Raw genomic sequence first — 16,937 nt, forward strand, 5'->3', positions numbered from 1 at the left:
CGATGCTTGAACTCTATGGAACGCCGCTGCGCTCGCGCCTGCTGCTCGGCACCGCGCGCTACCCCTCGCCATCAATCATGGCCGATGCCGTCAGCCGCTCCGGCACCGAGATCGTCACCGTGTCGCTTCGCCGCGAAACCGCCGGCGGCCACAATGGCGGCGCCTTCTTCGAGACGATCCGCTCGCTCGGCGTCAAGGTGCTGCCCAACACCGCCGGCTGCCACGGCGTGTCCGAGGCGGTGCTGACCGCGAAGATGGCGCGCGAGCTGTTCGCCACCGACTGGATCAAGCTCGAAGTGATCGGCAACCACGACACGCTGCAGCCCGACGTCTTCGGCCTCGTCGAGGCAGCCCGCATTCTCGTCGGCGAAGGCTTCCAGGTCTTTCCCTACACGACCGACGACCTCGTCGTCGCCGAGCGATTGCTGGAAGCCGGCTGCAAGGTGCTGATGCCCTGGTGCGCACCGATCGGCAGCGCCACCGGTCCGCTCAACCCCACGGCGCTACGCTCCATGCGCGCCCATTTCCCCGATGTTCCCCTGATCGTCGATGCCGGCATCGGCCGTCCCTCGCACACGACTGCTGTCATGGAATTAGGATTCGACGCCGTTCTGCTCAACACCGCGGTGGCCGGCGCCGGTGATCCAGTCCTGATGGCTGCGGCCTTCGCGGGCGCCATCGAAGCCGGCCGACAGGCCTTCGAGGCGGGCATGCTGGAGCCGCGCGACATGGCCGTGCCGTCGACGCCTGTCATCGGTCAGGCGGTGTTCGGATGAAGCTCGACCCGTTCTACCTCATCGTCGACAGCGCCGACTGGATCGCACGGCTGGTGCCCGTGGGCGTCAAGCTGGTGCAGCTGCGCGTCAAGGATCGCTCCGAGGCCGATCTGCGCCAGGAGATCCGCCATGCACGGGCGATCTGCGCCCAGCACCACTGCCAGCTGATCGTCAACGATTACTGGCAGCTGGCGATCGAGGAAGGCTGCGATTTCGTCCATCTCGGCCAGGAGGATCTGGAGACCGCCGACCTCGCCGCCATCCGCGCCGCCGGCGTCAAGCTCGGCCTCTCTACCCACGACGAGACCGAACTGCAGACCGCGCTCGCTGCCCGGCCGGACTACGTCGCGCTCGGACCCGTCTGGCCGACAATCCTGAAACGGATGAAGTGGAATCCGCAAGGCATTGCACGGGTCGCCGACTGGAAACGGCGGATAGGCTCCATGCCGCTTGTGGCCATCGGCGGCATTACGGCCGAGCGAGCGCCGACGGTTTTAAAGGAAGGAGCGGCAGCGGCAGCGGTTGTCACCGACATCACCCGCAATGCCGATCCTGTGGCCCGCACCCGACAATGGTTGGAGGCCACGAAGCCATGGCGCTAAGCCGAGGTTGAGATTGGACGGTTCTGGGCAAACGCAAACAACGGGATGTTCGCGCTTGGTAGATTCTCCGATAGGATCGCAGAGCCATTCGAGGGATGAGGAGCGGAGCGCCGGTTTGAAGACGAATAAGCCTCTAATCCTCACCGCTCGCGTTGCCGAGGACGATCTCCAGCCATTCGATCTTCTCCGCAAAACGCATTTCCCGGCAGAGCGAAATTTTCTCCGCGCGCATCTGACAATGTTTCACCGGTTGCCGGGTGAATATGTTGAGCGCATCACTGGAAGTCTTCAGTCTGTTGCGGTCCACCGAGGCCCATTTACAGCGAAAGTCACGGGCGTTCGCCACCTCGGAATGGGAATTGCTTTCAGTATCGAAAGCCCAGAGCTGATTTTGATCAGAGATGAGCTGCGGAAAGTCTTTATCAACTGGCTGGGCTCTCAGGACATGCGGACTTGGCAACCTCACATTACCATACAAAACAAGGTAGCACCGGCGCAGGCGGACAAGCTATATCGTGAGCTTTCGGCGGGTTTCGAGATGCACGGCATCAACATCACAGGGCTTGATCTATGGAGATACCTTGATGGTCCGTGGGCCCCCGAGTGGGCGACTGTGTTCGACGCACGCTAACTAGCAGGCTAAACGCATGCACGCCGGTTGCTCTCCTGATTGCTTGTTTCGCTTCTGATCACGCCGTCGCTGACATGCATCACGATAGCAAACCCGCGACGAACAACCTTTTATCGCAAAGGTAGAAAATCTGGATATTCTGGAAACTTCAATCGGAGTTCGTTTCATGCGCCAGTTCACGACGGGTGACCTCAATAGACAGGTCGGTGATGTCACAGATGCTGCCAGCCGGGAGCCGGTCGTCCTGACCAAGCATAGGAAGCCGCGCTTTGTCCTAATGAGCTACGATCATTACGAGCGTCTGCGCACCGGCGGCGATACTCGCAAAGTACATCGTGCGGCGGAAATGCCCGCAGAACATACAGATCTGTTTGAGGCGGAAATCGATCGTCTGGCGCGCGGCGAAGGTTATGGCGATGAGCCGTGAATTCCTTCCCGGACAATTCATCGCCTATCCCTATCTCTGGGCTTGGCAGAACGACCGCGGAGAGACAGAGGGACGCAAGTCGCGCCCGGCCTGCGTCGTGATCTCGGTCCGCAACGCCAAGGACGGCCTCCCGCACCTTGCTCTTCTTGCGGTTACGACGCAGCCGCAGCAGTCGGATCGTGGCGCCATTGAAGTTCCCGATACGGAAGCACGCTGCGCCGGCTTGAGCGACCTGAAGCGCTCTTGGATTCTGGTCGACGAGTACAATTACGATATTGCCGAGCGGTCGTGGTATATCGAGCCCGATGAAAACGTTCTTGGCCGGTTCAGCAAGGCGTTCATGATGAAGATTGCTGCGTCGTTCGGTGAGGCTTCTAGGAAATCTGGTCGCCGAATTAGCCGACTCGATTGATCCTCACGCCAAGGCTTCGGCAAGCAGGCGTGGTCAGCAGGAACAGGCTAATCGCTTTGAATGGCACTGAATCTAAGGTCCGGCCATTCGCATCTAGCGTTCTTGTCCCATTGTGGTTTTGCGCTTCGCACCACAAGCGTACTCATCTCATCGACTCCTGATCAAGCGGGTCCTATGACATTTTGATACCTTCGCGAGGCGCCGCGAATGGATCACTTATGCGCTCAAGCCCATCTTTTCCCATGTCGAAACATCGAACTGGAGATGAAGATGTATTTCGAGCTGAAGGACGAAACCGCCGACATTCTTGCACGAAGCCGTCGCCACGACGAGCTTTGCGATCTGCCGCTGCAGTTGATTGCGTCGGAAAGCGAGGCCTACGACATCCAGGCCGCCACGCAGAATGCTCTGGGGTTCGAGAGAAAAGGCTATGCGGTTGTTGGCTCGACTGAAGGGGCGCAAAGGGCCCTCGGCCTGACATCACCTATTTTCTCGGAAATCCCAGCCTCGAGCTTTCTCCACGACACCAAGGAGTTTCGACTACCTCCCGGCACGATTGGTGCGCAATGCGAATTTGTCTTCACCATGCTTCGGCCCTACCCCGACGCGGGCGAACGCATTGATCTCGACAGCGCACGTGAGGCTATTCTCGCCTGCCGCCCGGCAATAGGCCTGTTGGGGCGACGAACACGCAAGACATTTGCAGGCAACAATGCCGCGATCGCCGACTTCGGACTTCATGTTGCCACGTTGTGCGGCAATCACGTGCCGGCAGCATCCCTTGCGGAGCTCGCCTCCATCGAGGTGACAACTTTCCTGTTCAAGGAGACCGTCGTCTCTGGCAAGGCTTCATCAATTATGGACGATCCAGTCAATGCAGTTGTCTGGATCGCGCGCCAACTTGTCGCGAAAGGGCGTCAACTGGAGCCAAACGACGTCGTCACGACGGGCTCATGCACCACCATCCTGCAGGTTCTGGCCGGACAGCACGTCGCAGCGGACTTTGGTCCTCTCGGTCAGGTCGACTGCGTTTTCACATAATAACTCCCAGAAAGCTCAACAATGCCCCCACGCAAACCCTTTGTCGTCGAAATCAAAAAGAAACGACCGATCATGAAGAAGACGACAAGCCAGATCCCCGCAAACCACGCGGCTACTCGAGCGCTTCAGAGCAACACCGAGGCTCAATCCTGATGGTTAGCCGAAGCCTTCCGCACGAGTATTTCGTGCTCGACGTCGCTGATCACAGCGGACCGATTGTTGCCAGACTTGGTGACCGCACCGTTCCCGAAACCGTGGTAGATCGCCGTGGTCGGAGCTACCATTTCGCCGAAATTCCGAGACGTGACCCGCGCGGTCGTCTTGATGTGACGGCATTGCGGCAAGGCGAATGGATCGTCGCGCCGGATCTCGTCTATCGCAGAGCATAGGCGGCAGAAGCGAACGGCTCCGTGAACATCAGAGAGGCCAAAGATCGGTTTGGGTTGACGGCAGTCACGTCGCGATGCGCCAGAAGCGAATACGGCGGGTCTCGTAACATACAGGCCAGCAGAACAATCACAGCGTAAGCGGCACGAAATCTTTCGCGCCATACGATCATGACTGCCATTAATCATGTGGATTCCGTCGGTTGTGCCTGTCAGACCGACGGCCTGCCCTATGTGTCAAGTTCATGAGCCGCTACCATCTGGTGGTTCACGGATGATCCATATGCCGGGTAAGAAGAAGACTACAGACATTCCGAAGAAACGCCCTTCCCTGTTAGCCCAGCTCGCCGACGAACCAGAGAAGCTGTTCTCCGGTGCCTTCCGGCAGCAGTACGGTGCGGTCTGTTTTCGCTATGTCGGGGAGACATCGAAGATCGAGGTGCTTGTCATCTCGTCGCGAGACACCGGTCGATGGATTGTGCCCAAGGGTTGGCCAATGAAAAAGAAGAAGCCCCACGAGGCGGCCGCGATAGAGGCCTGGGAAGAGGCCGGCGTCAAAGGCGCAGTCCATAAAGCCGCTATCGGTCGCTACACGTACCTCAAGTTTCTCGATGACGGTGACGTTGTTCCCACAATCGTCGACCTGTTCCAGATCGAGGTCACTGTGCAGCAAGACGAGTTTAAGGAAAAGGGGCAGCGCCGGATTGCCTGGGTCGAACCGGATGAAGCGGCGCGGCGTGTGCGCGAGTTGGAGCTGAAGTCGCTGCTTGTGGATTTCAAACCGAAGGGGAAACGCAAAGGTACCTGACCAGGCAAACGGCATAGCCTGCTGCAAAGAATATTCCTCGAGCAAGTTGGAATTCAGGTGCGCGTCAGCTCTTGCGGCAACTGATCGATGCAAACAAGTGGAACCTTTTCATGAAGCCGCACTCCTATTCGATCGTTCAACGCTTCCTTCACTGGGCGGTTGCTCTTCTGGTGTTCTTCAACCTTTTGTTTCCGGATGGGATGAACGCCTGGCACCGCTTGATCCGACACGGCCAGACACCAACGGCTGCCGATGTCTCCAGCGCCAACATTCATGCATATGTCGGGATTGCCATCCTGTTGCTTGCGATCCTACGCCTCGCAATGCGATGGCGGACTGGCGTTCCGGCTGAGCCTGCCGGTCAGCCAGCGCTACTGCAACTGGCAGCCAGGGTGGCTCACCTACTGCTTTATGCACTGATCTTCCTCATGCCGATTTCAGGGATTGCCGCATATTACTTTGGAATCGATGCAGCCGGCTCGATCCACGCCGATATCATGAAGGTTGTGCTGTGGGCCGTCATTGCGGCGTCGTTGGGGCGCTTGTCCAGCACTTCTATTTCCGGACAAATGTTCTACGTTGGATGACAGTCGGCTGAACTTGTCGCGGGCGCCTCCAACGGCTCAGAGTGATGTCCGCGATCGGTGTTGGAAAAATGCAGTACCGACACGCGAACCGATGACCGCAGGACAGATCGTGCGCAGCACCTCAAAAGAGCGCGGCAATGATCATTGCGGCGCCCGCGAAAATGGTCACGCCCGATAATGCGGCGGCGAGCAACAGGAACTCGATTGGCTCGTCTGCGACAAAGTAGTCGCTCTTCTGATGCTCCATGATTTCGCTCCCCGCTCAATCGTGTGACTCGAATTCCCGATGCAGATTAACCTCTGATGGTATTTTCGCAAGGTTACGCGTGACAAATACACGTTGGCTGGGCAGATCGGCCAAACGTCGTCTACACGCTCGCCATGCCCGTTGGGACGAGTTGGCCGCTATCGTTGCTATAACGCTCGACATCAGCAGTTTGCTGCTCTCTGCCCCTGTTGCGGGCATTGTAGGACTGAGAGTGCCCGCCATATTGTCAAGGTCGCTGTATGGCTCTGCGAAACCCTTGATTTCGCTTTCTGATTTGTGTTGAAATCATCTTGGATAATCGGCAAGCGAGTAAAGAAATCGGCGGAGACTCAATGCTCAACGACACCGGACGCTCCGTTGGAGAAATGGCCGAACTTGTACGCGACCACGACTGGGAGTCGACAAGTCTTGGCCCCATGTCTCAATGGCCGCCTGCGTTGAAATTTGCCGTCGAGTTGGCGTTGCCCTCCCATGCACAAATCGTGATGTTTTGCGGCCCCGACTTCGTAGCGATCTATAACGACACCTACGCGCCCAGCATCGGGACGAAACATCCCGACGCGCTCGGCCGCCCCGCGCGCGCGTACTGGGGCGAACTTTGGGACGACCTCGAACCCCTTCTGCGACGCGTTCGGGAAACAGGAGAAACAGTTTCCGCTAAGAATCGGCCGTTCTACATTGAGCGCCCCGACCCGGAGACGGTCTATTTTGACATCTCCTACTCTCCGGTGTTTGGCGCAAACGGCGAGGTTGTAGCTGTCTTTTGCATCGTCAACGAGACGACGGCGCAGGTGGAGGCTGAGACTGCGCTTCGCCAGAGCGAGGAACGTTTGCGTTCGATGATTAACCAGACGACCGTCGGGGTTCTCCAGGCAGACCTCGAAGGGCATCTGTCTTTCGTAAATCCCGGTTTCTGCGAGATCGTAGGTTACTCGGTTGATGAACTGCGTCATTTGACCCTCCGCGATCTGACACACCCCGAAGACCTTCCCGCGAGCATGGAGTCGTTAGGAAGTTTGGGCAACGACGGTGAGAGCTATACGCTTGAAAAGCGCTACGTTCGCAAAGACGGGACACCGATCTGGGTGTCGAACCACGTCTCCGCTCTAAGGGACCGACATGGGAGGGTCAGTGAAGCCGTCGCTGTGGTCGTGGACATTACGGCGCAAAGGCGTGCTGTCGAGGCAGAGCGCCGTTTGGCGGCGATAATTTCGTCGTCAGAAGACGCCATCCTAGGCATCGATCTCGACATGGTAGTCACCTCGTGGAACAACGGCGCCGAGAAAGTCTACGGGTACGAGGCTGACGAAATGATTGGCAGATCGGTGACCGTCCTCATCCCACCCGACCGAATAGACGAAGAAAGACAAATCATCGGACGCATCAAGTCCGGCGAGCGCGTCGAGCCGCATGATACCATCCGACGCCACAAGACCGGCCGCGATGTGGAAGTCTCACTTTCCGTGTCGCCTATCTACGACAGCAATGGGCGCATTGTGGGTGCATCGAAGAACGCCCGCGACATCAGTGTGCGCAAAGAGGCTGAGCGTATTCAGGCCACTTTGATCGCAGAATTGAACCATCGCGTCAAAAATGTGCTGGCGACGGTGACTGCGATCGCCAGGCAAACTTTCGCCCGCGCAACCGACATTGATTCTGCGACCAAGACATTCGAAGCTCGGTTGCGGTCGATGGCGCGTGCCCACGATCTCCTCACACATGGAAGCTGGGAAAGCGCGAGCCTGAACAGCCTCGTTCGCGAGGCGCTCTCACCATACCCCGCCGATAGAATCGACATTCTAGGCCCAGACACCGCAGTGACGCCCAAGCTCGTCGTCGCCCTTTCGCTTATCCTTCACGAGTTGTCGACGAACGCTGCCAAGTACGGCGCGCTTTCGACGGAAGCAGGCCGTATTCATATATCGTGGTCAGTTGAAGATATGCACCCGCCTAAACTTTTCTTGAACTGGATCGAGGTCGGTGGACCCGTGGTCGTCCCTCCCGTTAGAAAAGGCTTTGGCAGCCGCTTGATCGAGGGCCTTCTTCCGGGCGAACTCGGCGGCAGCGTGGACGTGACATACGAGCCCGAAGGGCTCCAGTGCCATATTCAAGCGTCCCTCGATATAGATTGGGCCAGCCAGCCCGCAGATCAAAACGTCTAGGCTTGGCGCATCGCGCGGATCGAGACCACCACCATGCGCAGACCCCACTCCCTGTCCGCCGGCAGCTCCCAGGCCGCTCGACCGCCTTGCTGAAGCCTTGATCTAGCCTACCGAGGCTTTCGTTCGCCCAAGTGCGTCCGGCAATGCAGCAGAGCTGCCGCGATAGTAAACCCTACGGTCCATCGCCAATAGCTGAGTCCAGCAGGTCGCTCTACCTGATCGGTCTGATGACCACCGAGGGCGACGTGGAGCTGCGAACGGAGATCTAAGATTTCCTTTCGCAGCCAGGCAGCTTCCCGTTCAAGGTCTTGGAGATCGCCTTGTTGATCGCCGTCGGCGTGCACTTCCGCCGTTTCATCGGAGATGTCGGCGAGTTGCTCTTCAAGTTCCGCGTGACTTTTGAACCCTCTCATCCGCGTGTCCGTCATCGCTATCTTCCTCAGGTGAACCAGTCGAAAACGGAACGTGCAACCTTGCAAAAAGATGCAGCATCCTGAGACTTTTGTCAGGCTAAGGCCGTGCAGGGCCTGATAGACACCTGATACCCATTCTTGGACGGAATCGAGCCGCCGGCGGTCAGGCAAAACAGCGAGCCATGGCTGAAATAGTCTTGCTGGCGGCCCCGGCTCGGTCGCCTCATCAGAAAACCCACCGCAAGCGAGAAGGTCCCGACCTGTTTGAAAAGGCGATGCCTAGATGTTGCTCCCGCTCAATTCGAGCGGATGACCACAGCATTGGCATCGTCTGTCGGCTTGAGCGTGGCTCTGATCTGGTCAATCTTTCCTTCGGCGTCGCCGACACCGAGAATAGACTTGGCCATTTCGAGAGTGGCAGGGCTAACTTCCCCGGTTTTTGTCGCCGATGCCAGCGCATCCTCCAGGGCTTGGTCTCCGAGGATCGGGTCACTCTCAGATGGCTCAACGCCGTTATCGAGTTCGTACTGGGCATAGGCCACAGCGTAAGCCGAAATAGCGGTCATTCGAGGATCAGACGTGTGCAGATAGGCTTTGTAGCTGCGATTGAGTGAGTTCAAGCCGGCAAGTTCAGTAGAAGCCCTGCGCTCTTTCAAGGTAACGTTTGTCGTCCGCTCGGCTTTCCTGGACTGCGACTGACCAACACCTTCGCCTGATTTGCCTCTCGCGGTGTTGCCTTGTGACTTTGAATACCATGCGTGGAGCTGCCGCCTTGGCCACCGCTGTCGCCATGACTACCGCCACCATTGCTTCCGCCGCTTCCCCCTCCATTGCCACCACCATTTCCGCCTTTCGCCATGGCCGCCAGGTCGAAACCGGCGACTGCGAGGGGACTTGCGGCGATTGCAAATGATAGGGCAACAATGGAAGCCAAGGTGGTGATGCGCATCGTTTCCTCCAAATAGAGCCGCCAACGCGACGAACTCTTGTCGTTCAAGAGGATTGCGAAGGTATCGGAAGATCACCGATCCGACATCGGACGGAGGTCTGATACGGTTTGAGACAGGAACAATAAGAACCTTCAACGTTAACCGCCGGCATCGACTTGATAAGGCTCTTGTCCTTGATAAGCCAATATGGAACAGATTGGGGTGCCATTTGCCTTCGCAATTCGAGGCCTCACATCGCCAGACCACGCAGGGAGGAGATCGCCGAACTGGGGCCAGTGAAAGTCTCACTAGGTGATCCTTGTCGCCCAAGACCTCGTCGTTGCAGATCATGCAAGTTCCTCTAGCGGTCCCGACGGCGTGATCCAACGCCGCCGGGCACTTCCTGTTAGGCCTCAATGATGTAGACGATGGTCAGCGCATGCGGATCGACAATAACGATCCGGCCATCGGCAAGCAGGAAGAAACGGTAGCCTTCGTACGCCGGCACAATCTTTACAATTCTCGGCGGCAGCTGCTCGAGGCGAACCTTCTTCGGGATCCTCGTGCCGACGGAAACGGTGAAGTTTACCTCCCTGACCGGGGCGACGTGAACTTCCTTGATCACTTGGTGGATCTCGGTCCGCTGCTCGACCGTGACATTGACGTTGGTCTTGTTGTTGGTGGTCGTGTTGTTTACGGTCGCGCCGGTTGAATTCTTGTTGGTTGTCGTTGCGTTCTGATCCGTCGTTTGCCTCGACGTGCCGCCGGCTTTGGTTTGGGTCTCGGATGGGTTGGAACCCTGCATGTCGCTCTTTGAGCCTGCGGCTGCGTCGCCCGTCCCGGGCTGGGGTTTCTGTTCAGTGCTCGCACCGCCAGAGGTATCCTGCGATCCGGACCTGGCTTTCATGTCCGTCGATGCCTTGCCGGAAGCGCTTCCCTCGGATGCTGAGCCATCGCTCGACGGCCGCATGGATTTCTTCTGCATGCCGGAGCCTTCACCGTCCGTCTGCTGCTTCTGGGCCTTTCCCTGCGGACAAGCGCCCGTAGCATCAGGGGTGCAATCGGCGCCAGAGGTGCTGGAGCCGGACTGTGACTGGTCAGCCTGCGAACCGGGCCCCGTATCGGTCGGGCTTGCTCCAGATTGTGTTTCGGTCTGTGATCCCGATTTTGGCTTCGTGTCACTTTGAGCGCCGGCAGGCATTGTTGCGAGCGGCGAAACGCTGAGAGAGAGTGCAGCTAGGAGCGCGGCGATGTGGTGCTTGTTCATCATAGTCTCCAACATCTGGGCGCGACATGACATCCCGCATAGCGATGCGGTGGATGTCGGCCCATTGTTAATGATTGACGGCGATCGCCGTCCAAGGTTCAGACGTTAAGGTCGTTACTGGACGACCTGGATAACCTTACGGGTCGAGGGTTCAACGATGACCCGCTCGTCGTTGACGATCGCATAGGCGAAGCCAGTTTCATCCGGGATTGGTGTGACGACGACGGTTTCGGGGAGCGCCTGACCAACCACTATCTTCTCCTTGACAACAACCCGGGTTGTCGGCGCCGGAGCTTTCTGAACGAAAGTTATGACCTTCTCCGGTGCCATCGCAGACTCTGCGAAGGCTGAACTCGCGGTCATCAATACCGCGGCTACGATCCCTGCTGTTTTAAGTTCCATGACGTTTCCTCCTTTTGCAGCGGCGTATTCCGCTGTGGAGCAAACCGCCAATTGGGGCCTCTGTTCCATACCCTGGACTTCAGTCGAGGGGACCGCAGGACCTAAGTCGCAGGCAGCGAAAACGCCGGACCTAATGACCCGAAAAACGGCTCAACATTCGATCGTGGACGTTCTCGAACCCGACGACCATCGCAGCAATCGCTATCGCTTTGTCACGATGGGTCGCATGCGATATGTAACCCTCCAATACCGCGAGAGGGCCAATCATCTGGACCGTGATCGCACTGCTGTCCATATTAGGGTCGGCGGACAGAGCTGCTTGGATCGTTGCGATCGTGGAAGCAGAACTGTGGCCTTGCGAGCAACATTCTTCGTGTGTGAAGCTATCGGAACCAAACTTCATAACGGCACTCCTTCCCGGTCCTCGCTTTGGAGAACCATTCGGTGAATGCAAAACTAATCTCGCTGCAGCGCCTTCGGTTCCGTTGGTAAGACTTAAGTCCCTCCTTGTCGACGCCGACACAGGCGTATAGGTCCTTCCGACGGTCGGATCGCAGATCGATTGAGCCCTAAGAAAGGGCGACCCGGGTTGTCAGTGCACGCTCTTGGACGATGGCACATTGACGCGTGTTGCCCGTTTTCCGAGATAAGTGCGGCTCAACGAGCGGCAGAGAGGTCTTCCGCCTGCAATGCGATCCCCCCACGCACCTGGAAAAATTCTAAATGAACGATAGGTATCGGGGGTCACATTACAACTGGCTGATCATGAACTGGATTTCCCGCTGGACGGCCCGCTCTCTCGCGCTGCGATTTGTCGTCGTTGGCGGCCTGGTCAGCTTGGCGGCCATGTTCATCGTCGGTTATCTGGTGTCAAAGGTCATCGAAGATGCCGTGATCCACAATTCCGGCGCCGCGACCGCCCTTTATGTCGACAGTGTCGTTGCTCCGCTTCTTCCCGACATGCAGAAGGCCGCGCCGCTCGATGAGGCGAGCGCGCTGGCGCTAGATGAGACGCTTGGCCAAGGGGCGCTCGGAAAGCGATTGGTGTCGTTCAAGCTGTGGCGCGGGGACGGAACAATTCTCTACTCCAACGACAAGGCGCTCGTCGGAAAGCAGTTTACCGTCAACGACAAGCTTCGACAGGCATTCGCAGGAACGCTGGTTGCGCGCTACGAGATCGCCGACGACCCCGAAAGCACGACGGAACGCTCGCTCGGCAAGCCATTGATGGAGATTTACAATCCCGTGCTCCAGCCCTGGTCCGGCCAGGCCGTCGCGGTCCTCGAATTTTACGAGACGGCTGAAGGGCTGGGCGAAAGCCTGACACGGGCGAGATTGTGGAGCTGGTTTGGCGTCGCGGGTCTTACCTCTGTATTCTTCGCGGTTCTCTCAGGACTGGTTTTTCGCGGGAGCCGAACGATCGAGGACCAGCAGAGAGATCTCGCCAAACGCGTTGCGGAACTCTCGGCATTGCTTGCCGAAAACAAGGGGCTGCAGGGCAGGCTACAGCGTGCATCCCAGCGTGCCGCATCATTGAACGAGACCTATCTGCGCAGCATCGGCGCCGATCTCCACGACGGTCCGGCGCAGCACATCGCATACGCTTCGCTGCGGCTGGACAGCGAACTGTTGATCAGTGCGGAAACGAAGCCTGGCGAGCGTGAGAAGGAGCTCACCTGGATCCGCTCCAGCCTTGCCGAGGCGATGACCGAGATCCGGGATATCTGCAAGGGACTGGTGCTTCCGGAGATCGAAAAGGCTTCGTTTGCGGAAATCGTCAACCGTGTCACTGAAGCCCACCAAATGAGAACCGACACGACGGTCAACACCGTGATCGAGCAGGACGGCTCGGAGCCGGTAGCGGCGGTGAAGATCTGTATCTACCGGTTCATTCAGGAGGCCTTGAACAACGCCCATCGCCACGGCGGCGGCATCCAGCAAGCCGTTTGGGCCACCCTTCATCGCGGGCATGTTACGATCGAGGTCAGTGATCGCGGCGAAGGCTTTGATCCAAACCATGTCAGGCCATCCAGCCTGGGGCTTGTCGGGCTCCGCGAGCGGGTCGATAGTCTTGGCGGAACGTTCGAAGTGAAGACCGGGGACAAGGGCACGATCCTGACGATGACCTTCGAACCGATGGAAACGGGAGAGCAGAGATGACGTCCATTACGGTTGGGATCGTGGATGACCATCCGCTGTTTCGCGAAGGCGTGACGCGCAGCCTTTCCGAAATCAAGGACTTCCTGGTTGTAGGGGAGGGCGCCACCAGCGACGACGCGGCGATGATCGCGGCCGACCAGCATCCCGATGTCATGCTGGTCGATGTCTCGATGCCGGGCGGTGGCTTGAGTGCGATAGGCGAGATACTGCAACATAGCCCATCGACGAAGGTGCTGATGCTGACCGCTTCCGAGGAGATCGACACGCTCTTGGGCGCGCTTCAAAGGGGCGCGATGGGATATGTTCTCAAAGGTGTTGGCTCCAGGGGGCTGGCGGAGGCGATCAGGACAATCCTCAAGGGAGCCCGCTATGTGTCTCCAGCCATGTCCGCGAAGGTGGTGGATGTCTCGCTGGACAAGGAGCCCTCCAAGAACAGCCTGACGCCGCGCGAACGCGAGGTGATGGACCTTGTGGGCGAAGGTCTCTCCAACAAACATATCGGTCTGCGGCTTGATCTGCAGGAAAAGACCGTCAAGCATCACATGACGCAAATCCTGACGAAACTGGGCGTTTCCAATCGAACCGAGGCTGCCCTGCGCTGGCGCGGCCGAGGTTAGAGTTTACGGAACAAACCGGTTCAGCCGGCGAACATCAGTGGCTGTCGCCTGCCTGTCAACGATCGTCCGGCCTTTCGAATCCCGCATGATGTAGCGGCCGCGACGCAGCGTTTCTGTTATGCCGTTGCGGTGGCGGACATCGACACTTCCGTCAGAACTTTCGCTCGCCTGAGCGCCTGAGGCTGATGATGCGGAGTTAGACGACGGCGACGAACCGCCGGCCTTGGCAGAGTTGCCGCTTGCGCCGGTGCCTCCGTTGTTCTTTCCATTTCCACCCGCATTGCTGGAGCTGTTGCCCGCGTTACCCGAGCTGTTTCCATTGCCGGCGCCGTTGCCGCTCCCATTGCTGGAACCGTTTCCATTATTGCCGCCGTTGCCATTTCCGCCGCCATTGCCGTTGCCGTTATTGCCGTCCTTCGCATGCGCGGCATTCGTCGTCGGCGCCGGAAGCGGCCCGAAGCTCAGCGTCATTGGCATCGCGGAGGTAACAATGGCGACAGTGGCCCCGCATCCCAGTCTCAGCAGGCAGCGCCTTGAAAGCATGATTGCGCCCTTTCCAGCCTTATGCGCTTGTCTACGCAGATGACGGCGCATGGATCTGCGCTGCGCCGATCTTTCGCGTCGTTTAGTCGACTTCCGGCTGATCGGTCCGCTGCTTGTGGCGAAATTCGACCACCTGCCGCATCTGCGCCAGGCGGAGCTCGAGTGCGGTTCTATCCATTGATGGGGCAAGCCTGGAGAGTTCATCGGCCAGAATGTCCATCTCCCGGAGGAAGAACAGCAGGTCGAAGTCACGTTCGAGTTCGACGGCCGCGTCGTTGGTATCAGGCGAAGTGGTCCGCAACGACGCCCGGTCCGCCAACATGATCTCGGCGACCAAACCGCCAGCGTGCCTAGCTCGAATGTTTGTCACGATATACTCCTGTCAGTGCTGTTGCGGTTTGGACGCGTCATTTCCCGCGCCGTCTTGTGCATTCTGTTGCCGCGCGCGGCGGCTGTGCCACGCTGCGGCCTGGCGCAAGCCATCGACAACGCTCGGTACACTCGGTGGTTTGACGACGACGTGCACCCCGTCCCGGTCTCCAACCAGATCAGGATTGCCCGTCAGGTAGACGATGCCGACGTTGAAATGCTCGACCAGCTGCTTGGCGATATCGGGCCCTGTCAGCCCATCGGCGAGGCGCACGTCCAGAATTGCGATATCGGCCTCGGAAGCCAACTCCATCGCCTCGGCGGTGTTTCGGGCGATACCCGCGATTTCGAAACCTTCGGCCATCGCGATGTCTTCCACCATCAGCGCAAAAGCCGGCTCGTCCTCGACAATCAGAACACGCATGATCGCTCCTAATGTATCGTCGGTGACAAATGGCGAAGGTCGGGGTCCGGTGCGTCAAAAATTCCGAGCAGCTTCTCGAACTCGATCAGCACCAGCTGAAATTCCATATCATCCATGGCAGCGATCTGGATAAGCTTCGAAGACGCCCGCGCGATGAGCGTGTCGAGCCAGATGCACTTGTCCGCCCGGATACGGCCCAGCACGTCCTTTCTGATATCTCGCAACTCGGACAGAATGCGAGACACCAGTTCAATGCGCTCATCGTGACCCATCCACTGCAGGCCGTTTCGGGCTTGCCGGATCTCAGCTGTCATCTTTGACGGCATCACCCGCCCTCCTGTCGTATCGATGAAGCTAACCACGACGAACCAGCCGACAACACGGGCTTCGGTCCGAGATAGCAAGATTCACTAGCTGGATATCCGGTCGGCTATTCGTTTGCGGCAACCGTCCGGTTTTCGGCCGGCGGTGTGCACTTCATGCGGGGGCCAGCGTAAGGCTGATAGGTATTGTCTTCCGCGCGATAGGATTTGTAGCGATTGGCACACCACATCGCAGCGTTTGCCAATGGGTCGACGACAGTTGATGACGTGGACGTCATGGCGGCACCGCTCGTTTCCGATGGGGGCTGGCAGACGCGAACTTGCCCCTGGAATGAGCGATAGGTGTTCGTCGCCGGGTCAAACGACCGGTAGTGCGACGCGCACCAATTCAGATGTTCGGCCGACATTTCGATCGCTGGCGGCGGGATATCGGCGACAACAGGTGCGGCCGCGGTCGGTCGCTTTGCGGCGACCCTCCGGCTGTCAGCCATTGCATATGTCGAAAGTGCGGCAGGCAATCGCTCATAGGTTTGAAGTGCGGGATCGACACGCGTGGGCTCTGTCGTCCAGAGATCGGCGTCCCTCAGACCGCGCAAGCCTTGCTCCGTATTCTCCGCCATGCCGATCGAGGCCACGGATGCTGCGAGCGTAACGGTGCCCACGACCGTAGCTATTCCAAACGCAACGCTTGCGAGACCGTTCATTGTCGTCATCCGTTGTTGTTTGAGGATGTTCGCCGCCGCCAATCGGCGGCAGAGGTCCAATCGGGGCAGGCGGCACGGCTTGCGCCGCCCCGCCCAACCGAGCGCGATCAATTGATGACCTGGATAACCTTGCGGGACGAAGGTTCGATGATGACCCGTTCGTTGTTAACGATCGCGTAGCCATATTTCGGGTTCTCGGGAACCGGCGTGACCACGACAGTCTCTGGCAAGGCATGACCGACGACGACCTTTTCCTGCACCACGACAGGGGCTGCCGGAGCCGGCGCTTCGCGAACATAGGTGACGACCTTTGCCGGCGGCGGATCGATGATGGTGCCGACAACGGCACCCGTGACGCCGCCAACAGCCGCACCGACGGGACCACCGACGATGGCACCGGTAACGGCTCCTCCTGCCGCCCCATTAACGGTACCAGACTGTGCCATGGCAACGCCGGACATGAGGGTGATCGCTGTGATCGCAGTCGCTGCAAGTTTGAAAGACATGTTCATCTCCTCTTCTTTTGCGACGCTCTGTCGCTGGGGAGACAAACGGCTGTAATTGCTGCAGGTTCCCGGGTCGGACCTAGGTCGGAGGCAGCTCAGACCTAGGTCTGAGGTGAAGTGGAAGATCGAAGTCGTCGAGCCCTATGCCATGCGGTTGACATCAGCAAAATTGCTACACAA

General features: G+C 58.6%; 21 protein-coding genes and 3 pseudogenes. 13 read left to right on the top strand and 11 right to left on the bottom strand.

What is annotated here, in order from left to right:
* Positions 1–2: 2 nt before the first annotated feature.
* From ACODTZ_RS29070 to ACODTZ_RS29110, 9 genes and pseudogenes are all read left to right on the top strand, one after another.
* On the top strand, positions 3–776 hold the full coding sequence (locus ACODTZ_RS29070) for a thiazole synthase (protein ID WP_489029975.1): 774 nt from the start codon (positions 3–5) through the stop codon (positions 774–776).
* Positions 773–1,378: a thiamine phosphate synthase gene (locus ACODTZ_RS29075; protein ID WP_489029977.1), complete on the top strand. Its 606-nt coding sequence runs from the start codon at positions 773–775 to the stop codon at positions 1,376–1,378. The genes ACODTZ_RS29070 and ACODTZ_RS29075 overlap by 4 nt, the downstream gene beginning before the upstream one ends.
* 115 nt (positions 1,379–1,493) lie before the next feature.
* Entirely contained in the window at positions 1,494–2,009 is a 516-nt protein-coding gene (locus tag ACODTZ_RS29080; protein WP_209236591.1) for a 2'-5' RNA ligase family protein, read from the top strand.
* A gap of 166 nt (positions 2,010–2,175) precedes the next feature.
* Complete coding sequence (locus tag ACODTZ_RS29085; RefSeq protein WP_209236590.1) at positions 2,176–2,436, top strand: type II toxin-antitoxin system prevent-host-death family antitoxin; 261 nt, start codon at positions 2,176–2,178, stop codon at positions 2,434–2,436.
* A complete protein-coding gene (locus ACODTZ_RS29090) occupies positions 2,426–2,848 on the top strand; it encodes a hypothetical protein (protein WP_209236589.1) in 423 nt (140 codons plus the stop codon). Before ACODTZ_RS29085 ends, ACODTZ_RS29090 begins: the two co-directional genes overlap by 11 nt.
* A 270-nt stretch (positions 2,849–3,118) precedes the next feature.
* Positions 3,119–3,889 (top strand): 2-keto-4-pentenoate hydratase, encoded by a 771-nt coding sequence (locus ACODTZ_RS29095; RefSeq protein ID WP_489029980.1) that lies wholly within the window; start codon positions 3,119–3,121, stop codon positions 3,887–3,889.
* 152 nt (positions 3,890–4,041) lie between these two features.
* Entirely contained in the window at positions 4,042–4,278 is a 237-nt protein-coding gene (locus tag ACODTZ_RS29100) for a hypothetical protein (RefSeq protein WP_489029982.1), read from the top strand.
* Between the two features lie 280 nt (positions 4,279–4,558).
* Positions 4,559–5,083, top strand: a complete 525-nt coding sequence (locus ACODTZ_RS29105) for an NUDIX hydrolase (protein ID WP_489029984.1) — start codon at positions 4,559–4,561, stop codon at positions 5,081–5,083.
* A gap of 110 nt (positions 5,084–5,193) precedes the next feature.
* A pseudogene (locus ACODTZ_RS29110) lies at positions 5,194–5,681 on the top strand (cytochrome b).
* 110 nt (positions 5,682–5,791) lie between these two features.
* Here ACODTZ_RS29110 and ACODTZ_RS29115 read toward each other — a convergent pair.
* Positions 5,792–5,917, bottom strand: coding sequence for a hypothetical protein (locus ACODTZ_RS29115; protein WP_280637085.1), 126 nt, complete (start codon positions 5,915–5,917; stop codon positions 5,792–5,794).
* 353 nt (positions 5,918–6,270) lie between these two features.
* Between ACODTZ_RS29115 and ACODTZ_RS29120 the strand changes: the two genes are divergently transcribed.
* On the top strand, positions 6,271–8,100 hold the full coding sequence (locus ACODTZ_RS29120; protein ID WP_247750516.1) for a PAS domain S-box protein: 1,830 nt from the start codon (positions 6,271–6,273) through the stop codon (positions 8,098–8,100).
* Between the two features lie 320 nt (positions 8,101–8,420).
* Entirely contained in the window at positions 8,421–8,597 is a 177-nt protein-coding gene (locus ACODTZ_RS29125) for a hypothetical protein (protein ID WP_209236586.1), read from the top strand.
* Positions 8,598–8,809: 212 nt separating this feature from the next.
* On the opposite strand, the pseudogene ACODTZ_RS29130 reads toward ACODTZ_RS29125, so the two are convergent.
* From ACODTZ_RS29130 to ACODTZ_RS29145, 4 genes and pseudogenes are all read right to left on the bottom strand, one after another.
* A pseudogene (locus ACODTZ_RS29130) lies at positions 8,810–9,462 on the bottom strand (hypothetical protein).
* A 386-nt stretch (positions 9,463–9,848) separates the two neighbouring features.
* A complete protein-coding gene (locus ACODTZ_RS29135) occupies positions 9,849–10,709 on the bottom strand; it encodes a DUF1236 domain-containing protein (protein ID WP_209236585.1) in 861 nt (286 codons plus the stop codon).
* A gap of 114 nt (positions 10,710–10,823) precedes the next feature.
* A pseudogene (locus tag ACODTZ_RS29140) lies at positions 10,824–11,033 on the bottom strand (DUF1236 domain-containing protein); the annotation flags it as partial.
* 208 nt (positions 11,034–11,241) lie between these two features.
* Positions 11,242–11,514, bottom strand: a complete 273-nt coding sequence (locus ACODTZ_RS29145) for a BON domain-containing protein (protein WP_209236583.1) — start codon at positions 11,512–11,514, stop codon at positions 11,242–11,244.
* 362 nt (positions 11,515–11,876) lie between these two features.
* Between ACODTZ_RS29145 and ACODTZ_RS29150 the strand changes: the two genes are divergently transcribed.
* Both ACODTZ_RS29150 and ACODTZ_RS29155 read left to right on the top strand, forming a co-directional pair.
* Complete coding sequence (locus ACODTZ_RS29150; RefSeq protein ID WP_209236636.1) at positions 11,877–13,271, top strand: sensor histidine kinase; 1,395 nt, start codon at positions 11,877–11,879, stop codon at positions 13,269–13,271.
* On the top strand, positions 13,268–13,888 hold the full coding sequence (locus ACODTZ_RS29155; protein ID WP_209236582.1) for a response regulator: 621 nt from the start codon (positions 13,268–13,270) through the stop codon (positions 13,886–13,888). The genes ACODTZ_RS29150 and ACODTZ_RS29155 overlap by 4 nt, the downstream gene beginning before the upstream one ends.
* A gap of 3 nt (positions 13,889–13,891) precedes the next feature.
* Here the strand turns inward: ACODTZ_RS29155 and ACODTZ_RS29160 are convergent, their stop codons facing one another.
* From ACODTZ_RS29160 to ACODTZ_RS29185, 6 genes are all read right to left on the bottom strand, one after another.
* The gene (locus tag ACODTZ_RS29160) at positions 13,892–14,434 is read right to left on the bottom strand and encodes a hypothetical protein (RefSeq protein WP_209236635.1); all 543 of its coding nucleotides are present in this window, start codon (positions 14,432–14,434) and stop codon (positions 13,892–13,894) included.
* 79 nt (positions 14,435–14,513) lie between these two features.
* Positions 14,514–14,801 carry a hypothetical protein gene (locus ACODTZ_RS29165; RefSeq protein ID WP_209236581.1) on the bottom strand — a complete coding sequence of 96 codons (288 nt, stop codon included), beginning with the start codon at positions 14,799–14,801 and terminating at the stop codon, positions 14,514–14,516.
* Between the two features lie 12 nt (positions 14,802–14,813).
* Complete coding sequence (locus ACODTZ_RS29170; protein WP_209236580.1) at positions 14,814–15,224, bottom strand: response regulator; 411 nt, start codon at positions 15,222–15,224, stop codon at positions 14,814–14,816.
* 8 nt (positions 15,225–15,232) lie between these two features.
* Complete coding sequence (locus tag ACODTZ_RS29175) at positions 15,233–15,586, bottom strand: hypothetical protein (protein WP_489029989.1); 354 nt, start codon at positions 15,584–15,586, stop codon at positions 15,233–15,235.
* A gap of 68 nt (positions 15,587–15,654) precedes the next feature.
* Complete coding sequence (locus ACODTZ_RS29180; protein WP_209236578.1) at positions 15,655–16,251, bottom strand: BA14K family protein; 597 nt, start codon at positions 16,249–16,251, stop codon at positions 15,655–15,657.
* 107 nt (positions 16,252–16,358) lie between these two features.
* Positions 16,359–16,757 carry a DUF1236 domain-containing protein gene (locus tag ACODTZ_RS29185; RefSeq protein ID WP_112434212.1) on the bottom strand — a complete coding sequence of 133 codons (399 nt, stop codon included), beginning with the start codon at positions 16,755–16,757 and terminating at the stop codon, positions 16,359–16,361.
* Positions 16,758–16,937: the final 180 nt, after the last annotated feature.

The organism is Rhizobium sp. FG113, assembly GCF_057809895.1.

Bases quoted from the DNA above. Each gene is read 5' to 3' on its own strand.
- ACODTZ_RS29145 (WP_209236583.1), bottom strand. From the start codon at position 11,514: ATGAAGTTTGGTTCCGATAGCTTCACACACGAAGAATGTTGCTCGCAA.
- ACODTZ_RS29095 (WP_489029980.1), top strand. From the start codon at position 3,119: ATGTATTTCGAGCTGAAGGACGAAACCGCCGACATTCTTGCACGAAGC.
- ACODTZ_RS29085 (WP_209236590.1), top strand. From the start codon at position 2,176: ATGCGCCAGTTCACGACGGGTGACCTCAATAGACAGGTCGGTGATGTC.
- ACODTZ_RS29135 (WP_209236585.1), bottom strand. From the start codon at position 10,709: ATGAACAAGCACCACATCGCCGCGCTCCTAGCTGCACTCTCTCTCAGC.
- ACODTZ_RS29105 (WP_489029984.1), top strand. From the start codon at position 4,559: ATGCCGGGTAAGAAGAAGACTACAGACATTCCGAAGAAACGCCCTTCC.
- ACODTZ_RS29070 (WP_489029975.1), top strand. From the start codon at position 3: ATGCTTGAACTCTATGGAACGCCGCTGCGCTCGCGCCTGCTGCTCGGC.
- ACODTZ_RS29100 (WP_489029982.1), top strand. From the start codon at position 4,042: ATGGTTAGCCGAAGCCTTCCGCACGAGTATTTCGTGCTCGACGTCGCT.
- ACODTZ_RS29170 (WP_209236580.1), bottom strand. From the start codon at position 15,224: ATGCGTGTTCTGATTGTCGAGGACGAGCCGGCTTTTGCGCTGATGGTG.
- ACODTZ_RS29150 (WP_209236636.1), top strand. From the start codon at position 11,877: ATGAACTGGATTTCCCGCTGGACGGCCCGCTCTCTCGCGCTGCGATTT.
- ACODTZ_RS29090 (WP_209236589.1), top strand. From the start codon at position 2,426: ATGAGCCGTGAATTCCTTCCCGGACAATTCATCGCCTATCCCTATCTC.
- ACODTZ_RS29180 (WP_209236578.1), bottom strand. From the start codon at position 16,251: ATGAACGGTCTCGCAAGCGTTGCGTTTGGAATAGCTACGGTCGTGGGC.
- ACODTZ_RS29075 (WP_489029977.1), top strand. From the start codon at position 773: ATGAAGCTCGACCCGTTCTACCTCATCGTCGACAGCGCCGACTGGATC.
- ACODTZ_RS29115 (WP_280637085.1), bottom strand. From the start codon at position 5,917: ATGGAGCATCAGAAGAGCGACTACTTTGTCGCAGACGAGCCAATCGAG.
- ACODTZ_RS29120 (WP_247750516.1), top strand. From the start codon at position 6,271: ATGCTCAACGACACCGGACGCTCCGTTGGAGAAATGGCCGAACTTGTA.
- ACODTZ_RS29155 (WP_209236582.1), top strand. From the start codon at position 13,268: ATGACGTCCATTACGGTTGGGATCGTGGATGACCATCCGCTGTTTCGC.
- ACODTZ_RS29185 (WP_112434212.1), bottom strand. From the start codon at position 16,757: ATGTCTTTCAAACTTGCAGCGACTGCGATCACAGCGATCACCCTCATG.